8 protein-coding genes are annotated in these 14,383 nt (G+C 74.0%); 1 reads left to right on the top strand and 7 read right to left on the bottom strand.

Annotated elements, in window-relative coordinates; translation table 11 throughout:
- Positions 1-54: 54 nt before the first annotated feature.
- Both guaA and ACIBEA_RS10705 read right to left on the bottom strand, forming a co-directional pair.
- Positions 55-1,647, bottom strand: a complete 1,593-nt coding sequence (guaA, locus tag ACIBEA_RS10710; protein ID WP_399259460.1) for a glutamine-hydrolyzing GMP synthase — start codon at positions 1,645-1,647, stop codon at positions 55-57.
- Positions 1,648-1,737: 90 nt separating this feature from the next.
- Entirely contained in the window at positions 1,738-2,586 is an 849-nt protein-coding gene (locus ACIBEA_RS10705) for a helix-turn-helix domain-containing protein (RefSeq protein ID WP_399259459.1), read from the bottom strand.
- Between the two features lie 524 nt (positions 2,587-3,110).
- On the opposite strand from ACIBEA_RS10705, the gene ACIBEA_RS10700 reads away from it, so the two are divergent.
- The gene (locus ACIBEA_RS10700; protein WP_399259458.1) at positions 3,111-3,386 is read left to right on the top strand and encodes a chorismate mutase; all 276 of its coding nucleotides are present in this window, start codon (positions 3,111-3,113) and stop codon (positions 3,384-3,386) included.
- Between the two features lie 289 nt (positions 3,387-3,675).
- Here the strand turns inward: ACIBEA_RS10700 and ACIBEA_RS10695 are convergent, their stop codons facing one another.
- The 5 genes from ACIBEA_RS10695 to ACIBEA_RS10675 all read right to left on the bottom strand — a co-directional run bounded on the left by ACIBEA_RS10695 (position 3,676) and on the right by ACIBEA_RS10675 (position 14,305).
- The gene (locus ACIBEA_RS10695) at positions 3,676-5,358 is read right to left on the bottom strand and encodes an LPXTG cell wall anchor domain-containing protein (RefSeq protein ID WP_399259457.1); all 1,683 of its coding nucleotides are present in this window, start codon (positions 5,356-5,358) and stop codon (positions 3,676-3,678) included.
- A gap of 174 nt (positions 5,359-5,532) precedes the next feature.
- Positions 5,533-7,365 carry a GMC oxidoreductase gene (locus tag ACIBEA_RS10690; protein ID WP_399259543.1) on the bottom strand — a complete coding sequence of 611 codons (1,833 nt, stop codon included), beginning with the start codon at positions 7,363-7,365 and terminating at the stop codon, positions 5,533-5,535.
- 28 nt (positions 7,366-7,393) lie between these two features.
- The gene (locus ACIBEA_RS10685; RefSeq protein ID WP_399259456.1) at positions 7,394-9,022 is read right to left on the bottom strand and encodes a succinic semialdehyde dehydrogenase; all 1,629 of its coding nucleotides are present in this window, start codon (positions 9,020-9,022) and stop codon (positions 7,394-7,396) included.
- 170 nt (positions 9,023-9,192) lie between these two features.
- Positions 9,193-10,881, bottom strand: coding sequence for a serine/threonine-protein kinase (locus tag ACIBEA_RS10680; protein WP_399259455.1), 1,689 nt, complete (start codon positions 10,879-10,881; stop codon positions 9,193-9,195).
- Between the two features lie 124 nt (positions 10,882-11,005).
- The gene (locus ACIBEA_RS10675; RefSeq protein WP_399259454.1) at positions 11,006-14,305 is read right to left on the bottom strand and encodes a protein kinase; all 3,300 of its coding nucleotides are present in this window, start codon (positions 14,303-14,305) and stop codon (positions 11,006-11,008) included.
- Between the last annotated feature and the right edge of the window lie 78 nt (positions 14,306-14,383).

Raw genomic sequence — 14,383 nt, 5'->3', positions numbered from 1 at the left:
GCCCCGGAAGGGGACGGCGGCTCCGTTCGTACGGACGGGGTGGGGACGGGTCCCCTACTCCCACTCGATGGTGCCCGGGGGCTTGCTCGTGCAGTCCAGGACCACGCGGTTCACGTCCGGCACCTCGTTGGTGATGCGGGTCGAGATCTTGGCCAGCACCTCGTAGGGCATGCGCGTCCAGTCCGCGGTCATCGCGTCCTCGGAGGAGACGGGGCGCAGCACGATCGGGTGGCCGTAGGTGCGGCCGTCACCCTGGACGCCGACGCTGCGGACGTCCGCGAGCAGGACGACCGGGCACTGCCAGATCTCCCGGTCCAGACCGGCGGCGGTCAGCTCGTGGCGGGCGATGGCGTCGGCCTCGCGGAGCAGGTCCAGGCGCTCCTTGGTGACCTCGCCGACGATGCGGATGCCCAGGCCCGGGCCCGGGAAGGGCTGGCGCTGGACGATCTCGTCCGGCAGGCCGAGCTCCTGGCCGACCATCCGGACCTCGTCCTTGAACAGCTGGCGCAGCGGCTCGACGAGCTCGAACTCGATGTCGTCGGGGAGCCCGCCCACGTTGTGGTGGGACTTGATGTTGGCGGTGCCGGTGCCGCCGCCGGACTCGACGACGTCCGGGTACAGGGTGCCCTGCACGAGGAAGGCGACCGCGGGGCCGTCCTCCTGGAGGATCTCCAGCTGGGCCTGCTCGAAGACGCGGATGAACTCGCGGCCGATGATCTTCCGCTTGGTCTCCGGGTCGGAGACGCCGGCGAGCGCGGTCAGGAAGCGCTCCTGCGCGTCGACGACCTTCAGCTGCACGCCGGTGGCGGCGACGAAGTCCTTCTCGACCTGCTCGGTCTCGCCCTTGCGCATCAGACCGTGGTCGACGTACACGCAGGTGAGCTGCGAGCCGATGGCCTTCTGGACGAGGGCCGCGGCGACCGCGGAGTCCACGCCGCCGGAGAGGCCGCAGATGGCGCGCTTGTCGCCGACCTGCGCGCGGATGAGCGCGATCTGCTCCTCGACGATGTTGCCGGTGGTCCAGGTGGGGGCCAGGCCCGCGCCGCGGTAGAGGAAGTGCTCCAGGATCTGCTGGCCGTGCGTGGAGTGCATGACCTCGGGGTGGTACTGGACCCCGTACAGCCGCTGCGCGTCGTTCTCGAAGGCGGCGACCGGGACGACCTCGGTGGAGGCGGTGACGGTGAAGCCCTCGGGGGCGGCGGAGCAGGCGTCGCCGTGCGACATCCACACCGACTGCTCGGCCGGGGTGCCCTCGAACAGGGTGGAGCCGGACTTGGAGACGGCCAGCGCGGTGCGGCCGTACTCGCGGGCGCCGCTGTTGTCGACGGTGCCGCCGAGGGTGGTCGCCATCAGCTGGAAGCCGTAGCACATGCCGAAGACCGGGATCCCGGCCTCGAAGAGGGCGCGGGCGTCGTCCAGGCGCGGCGCGCCTTCCTCGTACACGGAGGACGGGCCGCCGGAGAGGATGATCGCCTTGGGGTTCTTGGCCAGCATCTCCCCCACGGGCATCGTGCTGGGCACGATCTCGCTGTAGACCCGGGCCTCACGGACGCGGCGGGCGATGAGCTGGGCGTACTGGGCGCCGAAGTCGACGACGAGAACCGTGTCCGGGGCGCTGTCGTGGGCGGCGGAGGGTGCTTCTGGCACGGGGCGGCCTTCCGGCGGGAGAGGGTGGCTGTTTTGTCGATTCTACCGGTGGCGCAGGCCCCCGCTTTGTCGCACCATCCGAGGCGCACGTCACCGCGCGAGCGCCCGCCGCGCGTCCCCGATCACCCGCCGGGCGTCGGCCCCGTACACGGCTGACTCCCGCAGCGTCTCCCAGACGCGGAGGTGGGTGGCGACGCTGTCGGCGTCGTCCAGCCACAGCTCGGCGTGCCAGGTCTCCACGATCACCTGCCGGTCGTCGTAGATCCAGAACCCGGTGGCGGGCGGGATGCTCAACGCCGCGTCGAACGGGACGATCCCCAGCTCGACGGTGTCGAGTCCGATCACCCCCAGCAGCCGGTCGAGCTGCGCGGCGAGCACGGGCGGCGGGCAGATCCGGGCGTGGAGGGCCGCCTCCCACATGAGCAGGTGGAAGCGCTTGGCCGGGTCGTACAGCGCTTCTTGGCGCCGCACGCGCGAACGCACCGCCTCTTCCGTGTCGCGGGGCGACTGATGCAGCTCGGCGTACCGGGTGAAGATCGACCGTGCGTAGTCGGGCGTCTGGAGGATCCCCATGACCATGGAGCACTCCCACCCCCGCAGGACGGCCGCCTCCGCGTGCGCGGCGAGGTGCGTGTCCTGCACGCGCTTGTGCCCGGCGCTCAGCTGGCGCCGCCACGACCGGATGTGGCTCTCGAAGCCCCGGAGCCGAGCGAGCAGTTCGTCGTAGGCCTCGGGCTGACCGGTCCCCTCGGCCCATGCGCGCAGGTCCTCGGGCGTCGCCGTCTGCCGGCCGTTCTCCAACTTGCTGACCTTGGGCTGCGGCCAATCCAGCCGCCGGGCCAGCGCGGAACCGGTGAGCCGACCGTCGGCAGCGGCGAGCCGGAGTTCGCGCAGCCGTATGCCGAGCGCTTCCCGTGCCTGCTGATAGTCCGTGCTCACCGGTGCCCGCTCCATGCCCCCGGGGCGGCCGGTTCGTCGACGATGCGGACGCGCGCGCAGCGCCTGCCGAGCTCGACCTGCTCACGTCGACGCGCCATGGCGTCACCCCTCCCCTAGCCGGTGGGCCAAGCATCGGGCAGCGCTCGTCCCGCCGGCTAGGGATTCCGGGGCCCTGCGGGAGAATTACTGGGCATAGAGCGTGGGTGTACGCGCATAACCGCGCATAGATCCTGGCGACCCCCACCACCGACCACCTCCCACCGACCACGCACGGGTCACGCGCGGGGACGAGGCGTCTCAGTATCCGAATGCACTTGGCGGCGGAGGGGGCGGATGGTAATAATCGCTCCCATGCGCAAGCAGCTGAGCTTCCTCTTTACCTATGGCACCGGCCGGTCCGGTCGCCATGGGTCATCGTGATGCTCGCTTGAGCCGCTGACTTCCCAGAGCGCCCCGGTCCGACAGGACCGGGGCGCTCTGGCGTTCCCCCGGACCTGCGGGCCCCCACCCCACCGGAGGAAAACATGTCCGTCACCACCGCCACCACCGCCACCACCCCCGCGCAGCTGATCACCGATTCCCGCGAGCGGATCGACGCCCTCGACGACCGGATCATCGGGCTGATCCAGGAGCGGATGGCCGTCTCGGCCGTCATCCAGGACGCGCGCATCGCCGCGGGCGGGCGTCGGGTGCACCTGTCACGGGAGAACGAGGTGCTCTCGCACTGGAGCGGCGCCCTCGGCAAGTCGGGCACCGCGCTGGCCCTGACCCTGCTGGAGTTGTCCCGCGGCCGGGTGTGACGGGGCCCCGCCGCGGCCCGCGCGCGCCTGTTCGTCACTCGTCCGGGCCGTGACCGGCCTCGACCTCCCCGCGTTGAGTGGATTGTCCGTGCCAGCCAGGCGCGGCCCGCAAGAACCACGCGTGGCTCCGCTGGAGCGATGGAGACGCCCGCCCCGTGGAGCGCGCGTCGTGGGACCTCGCTCCTTCGTACGACCGGACGGCAGGGGACAGCAGCCCGGTCACAGAAAAGAACGGCCGGCCCAGGGGACGCCCCGGGCCGGCCGTTCTTCCGTTTCCGGTGTCCCGTCGTTACGCGCGCCCGCTGCGGCGGCGGAACGCCACGAACAGCGCGCCACCGGCCGCCAGCAGCATGGCCGCGCCCAGCGCGAGCGGCGCGGCGGAGCTACCGGTGGAGGCCAGCGGCCCCTTCCCGCCCTGGGCGCCCGCGGCGCCACCGGTCGCGGTGTTGCTCGACGCGCCGGCCGAGACCGAGGTGGTCGGGCTGGGCGAGGTGGACGGGCTCGGGCTGCCGCTCGGCGAACCCGACGGGGACGGGCTGGCGCCGCCCTTGGCGTCCAGGACGATCTCGGCGGTGTTGTTGCCCGTCTTCGGGTCGAAGCGGTGCGGGGTGACCCCCTGCGGGCCCGCCTCGCCGACGGAGACGGAGCCCTTGCCCGCGGCCCCCTCGACGATCTTGTCCACGCGCAGCTCGAAGGCGTAGCCCTCCTTCCCGTTCTCCAGCACGGTCGCCGCGCTCTCGCAGAAGTAGCGGGGCGCGCCGAGCTGCTGCTGCGCCGTGCGCTCGCTGCCGTCGGCGTTCACGGCGCGGCAGGCTTCCGGCTTCTTGGTGACGGAGGTGCCGGCCGGGACGCGGACGTCGGTACGGGCCACGGCGACCGGTGCCTCGCCGATGCGCGCGCGGTCGATCCAGGCCGGGCCCTGGTTGCGGAAGCCGACTTCGGCCGTGACGGTCTGGCCCGCCTTGGCCGGGACGGTGGCGCCGGTGGCGCCGAAGTCCGCGGTGTTGGCGGTGCGGAAGGCGAACTCGCGCCGGTTGTCGCCCGGTTCGAGGTCGGTGGCGGACTTGCCGCTCGTCACGGCCCCGTGCTTCTTGACGGCCAGGGTCTTGCCCGTGCCCTTGCCGGCCGGGGTCGAGAGGGCGGAGGCCCCGTCCGGACGGCTGCCCGTCTCGTAGATGCCGTAGCCGAGCTGGTCCTCGTACGCCCGCTCGGTGGCCTTGATGGTCAGCGGGTCCGCCAGCTCCCAGGCTTCGCCGGGGGCGAAGTCGCCCTCGAAGGAGCAGAGGGTGACGGCGGTCCGGCCGCCGCCGCGGGTGACGCAGTTGTCGTAGCTCTCCACGAACTCCATGCCGCGGGTGGCGGTGAGTTCGAGGACCACGCCGTGGGCGGCGCGGTTGCCGGTGTTGGCGAAGGCGAGCGCCACGGGCTGCTTCTGCCCGGGCACCAGGTCGGCCTTGAGCGGGAGCTTCTCCATCACCAGGTCGGGGCCGCCGACGCTCACCTTGGTGGTGGCGGGCCGGATGGTGGCGCCCTGGAGGGTCGCGGTCACCGCGAGGTCGGCGGCGGCGCCGTCCGCGCTGCCCTTGGCCGCGCCGATCAGCAGGTCGATCCCGGGGCGCACGCCCGCGGTACCGGGGTCCTTGCAGACGAGGGTGGCGGCGGCGCGCACGCACTCGGGGTGGGCGACGGCCGGGTTCTCCCGGACGTCGGCGATCCCGGCGAGCTTGCCGAGGTCGACGGTGAAGGTGACCTCGCCCCGGGGGACCTGGGCCGCGTCCCCCGCCGCCGGTTCGGGCAGGGTGAAGACGAGGCGGGATTCCTTCGCCACGCCCGTCGGGGTCCCCGGGTGGAGCCGGAGGCCGACGGCGGACGGACCGATGAGCGGAAGGACGGGATCCGCGGCGGCGGCCGGGGTGGTCAGCCCCAGGGCCACCGAACCGGCCACGGCCAGCAGGGAGATGCTCTTTCTCATGACCATCGAGACTGCCGAACGTCTGTGGCAGTTGCCTGGTTCCCCCTGTGACAGGCATCACTCGCAACCATCCGGAGGCGTCGTGTGTCACTTGAGTACGGGGTCTGCCCTCGGAGGGGGAGAGCAGACCCCGTTGTCATGCCTGTTCCCATGCCTGTTCCCATGCCCGCAGACTCAGTCGTTCCGCTTCTTCGGCGGGACCGGCGGAACCGCCAGGAAGGGCAGGCGGAGCGCCGCGAAGGCTTCCTTGGGGACCGCCGGACGGGCCGGTTCCACGGCCGTCAGACGCTCGTACGCCGCGCCCTGGCCGGGGCGGGGGTCGCGCTCGCCCTTGTTGGGCCAGTACGACATGGCCCGCTCGGCCTGGGCGGTGATCGTCAGCGACGGGTTCACGCCGAGGTTCGCGGAGACCGCCGAGCCGTCCACCACCGAGATGCCGGGGTGCCCGTGGAGCCGGTGGTACGGGTCCACCACGCCCTCCTCGGGGGAGGCGCCGATGGGACAGCCGCCGAGGAAGTGCGCGGTCAGCGGGGTCCCCATCAACTCGCCGATGTTGCTGCCGGGGAAGCCGTTGATCTCCTCGGCCAGCAGGGTGGCGGCCTGCGTGGCCTCCGCGATCTGGACCGGGTTGGGCGCGCCGTGGCCCTGCCGGGCGGTCAGCAGGCCCTTGCCGATGCCGCCGGGCTTGCGGTACGTCGTCAGCGAGTTGTCCAGCGACTGCATGACCAGGCCGATGATGGTCCGCTCGGACCAGCGGCGGTTGGAGAGCGAACGGGCGAACTGCAGCGGGTGCTTGGCGGTACGGGCGAACCAGGCGCGCACCCGGTGCGGGGCGTAGGGCACCTGCAGGATGGTCATGAACCCCATCGCGTTGGAGCCCTTGCCGTAGCGCACCGGTTCGATGTGGGTGTCGGCGTTGGGGTGCACCGAGGAGGTGATGGCCACACCCCGGGTGAAGTCGGCGCGCGCGTCCTTGCCGTGGCGCCGGCGGTAGCGGCGGTCGTCGGTCTGCGCGCCGACCAGGCCCTCGGAGTTGGTCCGGGTCAGGTCGCCGAGCCGGTCCGAGAGCCGGGGCAGCTCGCCGCGGTCCTTCATGGCGTGCAGCAGCGTCTGGGTGCCGTAGGTGCCCGCCGCGATGACGACGTACCGGGCGCGCAGGACCTTCGCCCGGCTGCCCTTGCGGCGGCCGTCGGTGGGGACCGTACGGACCCGGTGGCCGCCGTCCGGGTGTTCGGAGACGGCGGTGACCGTGGTCATCGGGTGGATGACGGCGCCCGCGCGCTCGGCGAGGTGCAGGTAGTTCTCGTTGAGGGTGTTCTTGGCCCCGTGGCGGCAGCCGGTCATGCACTCGCCGCACTCCGTGCAGGCCTTGCGGGAGGGGCCCGCGCCGCCGAAGTAGGGGTCGGCGACCTCCTCGCCCGGTCGGACCCCGCGCTGCCCCTCGGCGTCCGACCCGTCGCCGAAGAAGACGCCGACGGGCGCCATGTGGAAGGAGTCAGCGACGCCCATCCGGGCTGCCGCGGCCTTCAGGTGCACGTCGGAGGGGGTCATGGTCGGGTTGAGCCGGACCCCCAACATCCGCTTGGCCTGGTCGTAGTAGGGCGCCAGCTCGTCGTACCAGTCGGTGATGGCCGCCCACTGCCGGTCCTCGAAGAAGGCCGTGGGCGGCACGTACAGCGTGTTGGCGTAGTTGAGCGAGCCGCCGCCCACTCCGGCGCCGGCGAGCACCATCACGTTGCCGAGCAGGTGGATGCGCTGGATCCCGTACAGCCCGAGGGCCGGGGCCCACAGGTAGTTGCGCAGGTCCCAGCTGTTCCTGGGCAGGCCCTCCCGGGTGAAGCGGCGCCCCGCCTCCAGGACGCCGACCCGGTACCCCTTCTCCGTGAGCCGCAGCGCGGAGACCGCGCCGCCGAAACCCGAACCGATGACGATCACGTCGTAGTCGTACGCGTCGCCGCCCTGCGCGTCGTTCTGCGCGTCGGGCAGGTCGCCCGGCCCGTCGTACACGTCGTTGTCCTGCGGCACAGCCGTGCTCCTAGCGCAGTCGGAGAGCCTTCATGACCTTGAGGCTGCGGGTCATGAACGCCGCGTACTTCTCGTCGTCCATGCCCAGTGAGGGCGCCATGGGGAGCAGTCGCTGGTGCGCGACGGTCTGGGCCTCGGTGTACTTGAGGATGCCCTCGGAGCCGTGCCGGCGCCCGAGGCCGGAGTCCTTCATGCCGCCCATGGGGGCCTGCGCGCTGCCGTAGGCGGGCGCGTAGCCCTCGTTGATGTTGACGGTGCCGGTGCGCAGCCGGGCGGCGACCGCCAGGCCGCGGCGGGCGTCCTTGGTCCACACGCTGGCGTTGAGCCCGTAGGCGGTGGCGTTCGCCTGGTCGATGGCCGTGTCCTCGTCGCCGAAGCGGTAGATCGAGACGACCGGGCCGAAGGTCTCCTCGGCGCACACCGCCATCGGCGCCTCGACGCCGTCGAGGATGGTGGGCTCGTAGAAGAGCGGGCCGATGTCGGGTCGGGCGGTACCGCCCGCGACCAGGGTCGCGCCCTTGGCGACGGCCTCGTCGACGTGCCGCTGTACGGTCTCCAACTGGCGCTCGCCCACCAGCGAGCCCATGTCCGCTCCGTAGGCGAGGGAGTTGCCGAGCCGCATGGCCTTGGTGCGGGCGGCGAACCGCTCGACGAAGGCGTCGGCGATCGACTCGTGGACGTAGAGCCGCTCGATGGAGATGCACAGCTGGCCCGCGGAGGAGAAGCAGGCGCGGACGGCGCCCGCGGCGGCCTTCTCCACGTCGGCGTCGCGCAGCACCAGCATGGCGTTCTTGCCGCCGAGTTCGAGGGAGACCCCGACCAGGCGGGCGGCGGCCCCCTGGGCGACCTCGCGGCCGGTGCGGGTGGAGCCGGTGAAGGAGACGTAATCGGCGTGGCGGACCACCTCGGGGCCGACGACCGGGCCCTCGCCGAGCACGATCTGGAAGACGGCCGCGGGCAGCCCCGCCTCGATGAGCAGGTCGCGCGCCCACAGGGCGGTCAGCGCGGTCTCGGTGTCCGGCTTCATCACGACGGCGTTGCCGGCGACGAAGGCGGGCAGCGCGTCACCGACGGAGAGTTCCAGCGGGTAGTTCCAGGGGGCGATCTGGCCCACGACCCCGCGCGGCTGGCGCAGCTCGACGACCTTGGTCAGCACCGGCACGGCGCCGGTGTGGCTCTTGGGCCGCAGGTAGGAGGGGGCCTGGCGGCCGTAGTGGCGGGCCGCGATGGCGACGGCCTGCACCTCCTCGGCCGCGTGCAGGCGGGCCTTGCCGGTCTCCAGCTGGATCAGGTCGAGGACCTCGGCCTGCCGGTCGAGCACCAGGTCGTGGAAGCGCAGGAGGACGGCGGCGCGGCGGCGCACCGGCACGGCGGCCCAGGCGGCCTGCGCGGCGCGGGCCCGCTCGAAGGCCTCGGCGACGTCCTCGGGGGTGGCCTCGGGCAGCTCCGCCAGCCGGTCACCGGTGAAGGGCGTGTGGTTGGCGGTGCGGCCGGAACCGAGCACCCCCCGGGTGAGCCGGGCCACCAGGTCCGGGGTCACGACGTCGGTGGCGGTCCGGGCGCCGGGCGGGGCGGGGGCCACCGGATTGGTGGGGGCCGGAGCGGCGCGGAGGGGGGCGGGGGCCTGCGAGTCCGTCATGGCGGTGAGCGTATTGCGCCGGGAGGGCTTTGGGTACCCGTGGGTAACCGGATTTTGTCATTTCCGCCAGTGATCGCTGGCAGGATCGCTCCGATTGGCGTGATCTCCGCGCCCGCGCCCGGCGCACCGGGGACCGGACCGCCCCGCTCGGCCCCTCGCGCCGGCCCCGCTCAGCCCTTCGCGCCCGGCGGCTCCCAGCCGGTGAGCACGACGTCGAACTGCTGGCGCAGTTTGGCCCAGCCCTCGACCGGCCCGGACATGTAGACGGCGTACTCGGTCTCGTTCGGGGCGATGTACATCTGCTCGATGGCCCGGCGGGGACCTGCGTGCGTGCCCTTCTCGGTCCAGGTGAAGTCCCACAGGGCCGCGCGCGTGCTGCCGCGGAAGGTGTTCTGGTTCAACAGCTGCCGCTTGTAGTCCGTCCGTACGCGCACCTGCTGCTCCAGGTCGAGCAGGTGCGTGTACGGGTTGACGTAGTCCGGGGAGGCGTCCACGGCGATCCGGATGAAGTGCTTGCCGTTGTCCGGGGTGTAGTCGATCTGGTCGCCGTTCATCTGGCGCGTCCAGCCGTCGGGCACCAGCAGGGTGAAGCCCGTCGGGTCCTTCACCCGCTGCCACCCGTTGGGAACGGGTACCGGGGACTGGGACTGCGACTGGGCCTGGGCGCTCTGGCCCGAGCCGCCGTCCTTGCCGTCCGCACCGTCCTGCGACTCCGTGTACTTGAGGATCCCGAAGGCTCCGGCCCCGCCCAGCAGGGCCGCCACCACGGCCACCACCGCCGCGCGCCGGATCCGGCCGCCGGTGGGGCGCGGCGCCGAGTGCGGGTGCGGGTGCGGGTGCGGGTCCGGGGTCGTGCGCGTTTCGGGGTGCGCGGAGGGCGCGGTCGGCGCCTCCGTACGGAACCCCGCCGGTGCGGCGGCGGGCGCCGCGGGCTCCGGCTCGGCGGCCGGGGCGGGGCCGGGCGCGGGGGTGGCCAGCTCCTCCGGGGTCAGGCCGCGCGTGGGCACGTACGCGTGCGCCGACTTCGGCTCGCGCCCCTCCATCGCCTGGAGCAGCATCCGCTCGGCCTCGGCGGCCGACGGCCGCTGCGCCGGGTCCTTGCGCAGCAGCGCCGTGATGACCGCGCCGAGGGCGCCCGCCTGGCGCAGGGCCGGCGGTTCGTCGTTGACCACGGCCTGCAGGCTGGAGATGGGCGAGGTGCGGCGGAAGGGCGAGCGCGCCTCCACCGCCGTGTAGAGGGTGGCGCCCAACGACCACAGGTCGGAGGCCGGGTCCGGCGCCCCACCGGTGACCCGCTCGGGGGCCAGGTAGTCGATGGACCCGACGAGTTCACCGGTCCGGGTGATCGAGGTGTCCCCCTCGATCGCCGCGATCCCGAAGTCCGTGAGCAGTACCCGGCCGTCCTTGGCCAGCAGGACGTTGCCGGGCTTGACGTCCCGGTGCAGCACGCCGACCGCGTGCGCGGCGCGCAGCGCGCCCAGCACGTGCAGCCCGATCCGGGCCGCCTCGCGGGGCTCGATCCGCCCGGCCGCCTTGGCCGCCTCGGCGAGGGAGGGCCCGTCGATGTACTCCATGACGATCCACGGCCGGTCGTCGTGCTCGAACACGTCGTGGACGGTGACGACCGCCGGGTGGGCGATCCGGGCCGCGGCCCGGGCCTCCTTCTTCGTCCGGGCGTGCAGCACCGCACGGTCGGCCTCGGCGACGTACAGACCCGCCGTCAGTTCCTTGACGGCGACCGTCCTGCTGAGGAGTTCATCGTGCGCGCGCCACACCTTGCCCATGCCGCCGCTGCCGATCGGCTCGCCGAGCCGGTACCGGCCCGCAAGTACCGCGCCCGCGCCTGTCCTGTGTTCCACTCAACCCCGCCGCTCTCTGCCTACGGGCCAGATTACGGAGCGCGCGGGCACTGCCGGAACCGCGCGGGGCCGGTGAGACAGCACTGTGACGCAATCGCCGTACTGATCACCTGTCAGCAGGGCCTCAGGAACCCGGCCGGTAACTCCCCGTGGCCTTCTCGAAGACTTCGGTCACCTTGTCCTGGGCGTCCTGCGGGCCGATGACCATCACCACGTGATAGCGGCCGCCGAGGGCGACGACGCGGTTGCGCACGTAGACGGAACGCCCGCCTCCGTCGGTCCAGGTGTACTGGCCCTCCGCCATCAGCTGCTGACCGACCTTGGTCTGCTTCACCCCGGTCGAGGTCGCCCAGGTCGAGGTGCGGAAGGGCTCCAGCTCGCGCTCCTTGTCGCGCTGGTAGCTGAGCGGGTCCGGGTTGCCGTCCACGGCGTCCCGGCCGGGGGTCACGATGAGCACGAAGTCGCCGTTGGTGTAGCGGACCTGACTCATGTCATTGACCCCGTGGCGCTCCCAACCGCTGGGGACGAGGACCTGGAAGCCCTCCGGGTCCTGCTCGGCTGTGTAGCCGGCGGGCGCGCTGGCGGGTGGAGCGGAAGGACTACCGCTCTGCGGGGCCGGCTTGGACTGGGGCGTGCCGGTGGGGGCGTCGGCCCCGCCCGATCCCGGTGCGGAGGCGGAGGCGGTCGGCCCGCCGCCGCCCCGGGCCTGGGCGCCGTCCCCGTCCCCGGTCGTCGCCTTGGGCAGGAAGAACATGGCGTACGCGACCCCGCCCGCCAGCGCCACCAGGACGAGCAGCAGCAGGGTCCGGCCGAGGGAACGCCCGCCGCGGGGGCGGGAGGTGGCGTGCTGGCTGCCGCGGTGGCGGCCGTGCGAGAGGTCGCCCTTGCGGCGCACGACGGGCAGCCGGGCCGGGTCGGCTTCGGGCAGCGGGAAGGCGAAGCCGCCGATGCCGACGCCGTCCGGCTCGGGGGCGGAGCGTACGAGCGAGCGCAGCCAGCCGCGCAGCTCCTCGAAGTCGGGCCGCTCGGTCGGGTCCTGGCGCAGCAGCGACTCGACGATCGGGCGCAGCGGACCGCACTCCTCCGCGAAGGCGGGCGGCTCGGCGCACACCATCTCGACCAGCTCGGCGGCGCTGTCCTCGGGGTAAGGGGCGTGCCCCTGGACGGCCCGGTAGAGGAGCGCGCCCAGGGCCCACAGATCGGTGGCGGGCCCGATGGGCGCGGCCAGCTGCCAGTTGTCGTGGACGGGGCCGGCCTGTTCGGGCGCCCAGCGCTCGGTGACGGCCCCGACGACGGCCATGCGGGTGAGCCGGGCGCGCTCGGCGTCGAGCGCGGTGACGGGCCCCGCGGCCACGGCCGCGGCCCAACCGCCGGCGGCGGGCACCGCACGCTCCACCGCCGCGGGCGCCTCGGCCTCGCGGAACCCCTGCGGCAACGCCAACCGGCCCGGCAGCCCGGGTGCTGGGGAGCCGCCCTGGCCGGGGCCCCGCGGGGGCCCGTACTCCGGATCCGCGGCAGCCGCGTACCGCGGTCCGTCATCGCCCGTCCGGGTCCGGGCCGGGATCGGGGTCCAGCCGCGGTCCGGGTCCGCGGCGGTCCGGGGTTCCGGCGAGCCGAACTCCGGGCCGGGGGACCGGTCCCGGTCCGGGGTCGGCGCCGCTCCGGCTCCCGCGCCACGGCTGCCGTCCGGCGCGACGGACACCTCGTCCCCGGCGTACGGCGACCACAGCACCTCCGGCTCCGGGGAGCGGTCCGGGAACCCCTCGGCCCCGCCGCGGAGATACGGGTCCGGGGTCGGGTCCGCGCCGGGCTCCGGGCCCAGCGCCCAGGTCGGCTCCGCGGGCGCGTCCGCCCCGGGCTCCCGGGACCAGGACGCCTCCGGGGACGGGAACCCTTCGCCGCCGGCGCCGACACGCGGGTCAGGGTCCGGGGTCGGCTCCGCGCCCAGGGCCCAGGCCGGGGCGGGGGACGGCGGTGTCCCGGCGTCCGGGGCCGGTCCGGGGGCCGGGGCGCCGGTGCCGGGTGCGGGCGGGTTCGTCTCCGGGTCCGGGATCCGGGCCCCGTCCGGGGCGGGCCGCTGGTCCGGGGCCGGGGGGAGGGCCGCCGGGGTGGTGGTGCGGCGGGGGGTGGCGCCGTGCCAGGTGGCACCGGGGCCGCCGTACGGGTACGAGTACCCCTGCGGCAGGTTGGACCCCTCGGGCCGGTTCTCCTCCGGGGCCGCCCCGCCGCGTCGTTCCTCCGTCAGGCGCGCGGCGGCCTGCGCCCCGGCCCGGTAGGCCGCGACGGACCCGGCGCGCGCGGTGGCCTTGAGGTCGGGGCGCCCGGCCGTCGCGTCGGGAGTGATGTGATCGGTGTAGGTCGGCACGCCCCGCGACCCCGGCAGGGTCCCCGACAGCGGCGCGGTGTCGTAGCCGGGCGCCACCAGCGGCGCGTACGGCGGCGCCTCGCCCCGGCCCGGGTCCGGCTCGGGTACGCCCTCGCGCTCCTGCTCCGGATCAGGGTCCTCGGACGCGAAACGGCCGAGCCCGGGGCCGCGGTTGTCGTCATCGCCAGGACCGGGTCCGGGTCCGGGTCCGCCGAGGGGGTCGTCGTAGCCGTAGTGGTCGCCCGGCTCGTGGGAGGGGACCGGGCCCCGCCCGCCGAAGCTCGGAGCGCCCAGGTCGGGGCTGCCGAACTCCGAGGCCCCGTAGGGCTGCCCGGTCGGCCCCGTCGGCCCCGGCGGCCCGGACCGCACCGCCCCCGGCGGCTGTTGCCGCGGCGCCGGCACGCCCCGCGCCCATGCCGCGTCCTGGCGCGCGCCCTCGGCGCCACCCGGATCCACCGGGAGTTCCGACGGGTCGGCCGCCGGCACGGGGTCGTAGCCGCACAGGGCTTCCTCCGCCGCCCCGGCCGCCAGGCCGGTCAGCACGACGCGCCCGTCCTCGCAGACGAGCACCGTGCGGGCGGTGATGTTCCGGTGGGTCCAACCGTGCGCGTGCAGCACCCGCAGCGCCGTCAGCACGTCCGCGGCCACCTCCGCCGCGCGGTACGGGCTCAGCGGCTCGTCCGCTATCAGCGCGGCCAGCGACCTCGCGGGCACCAGCTCGCTCACGATCCACAGCGAGTTGCCCTCGGCGAAGACGTCGAAGACCTGGTCGAGGCGCGGATGGTCCGGCACCCGCGCCGCCGCCTGCGCCGCGGCGATCGCGCGCCGCACCGCCGGCAGTTCGTGCACGGGCCGCCGTCCGGCCGCGGGCGCGCGGTGGCCGTCGAGCATCTCCGCGTCGACGATCTCCGGTAACGGCACCTGCCGGACCAGTACTTCCTGCCCGCTGCGCGTGTCGAAGGCCCGGGTTTCGACCAGTTCGTACTCGTTGGACGCGTCCTGCGGGGGCAGCGGAAGGCGGTACCGCTCGGCCAGGATCCGGCCCGCGTACTCCTCCATGTCGCCTCCCCCGAGCGCGTTGGTGAGCGGGCGCCCCGGGTCTGCGCGGTGTGCGCTCCCGTGGCCCCGCTGACACGA

The organism is Streptomyces sp. NPDC051555, assembly GCF_044454405.1.
In the GTDB taxonomy this organism is placed as follows: domain Bacteria; phylum Actinomycetota; class Actinomycetes; order Streptomycetales; family Streptomycetaceae; genus Streptomyces.
This window is presented reverse-complemented; position numbering and strand designations above follow the sequence as displayed.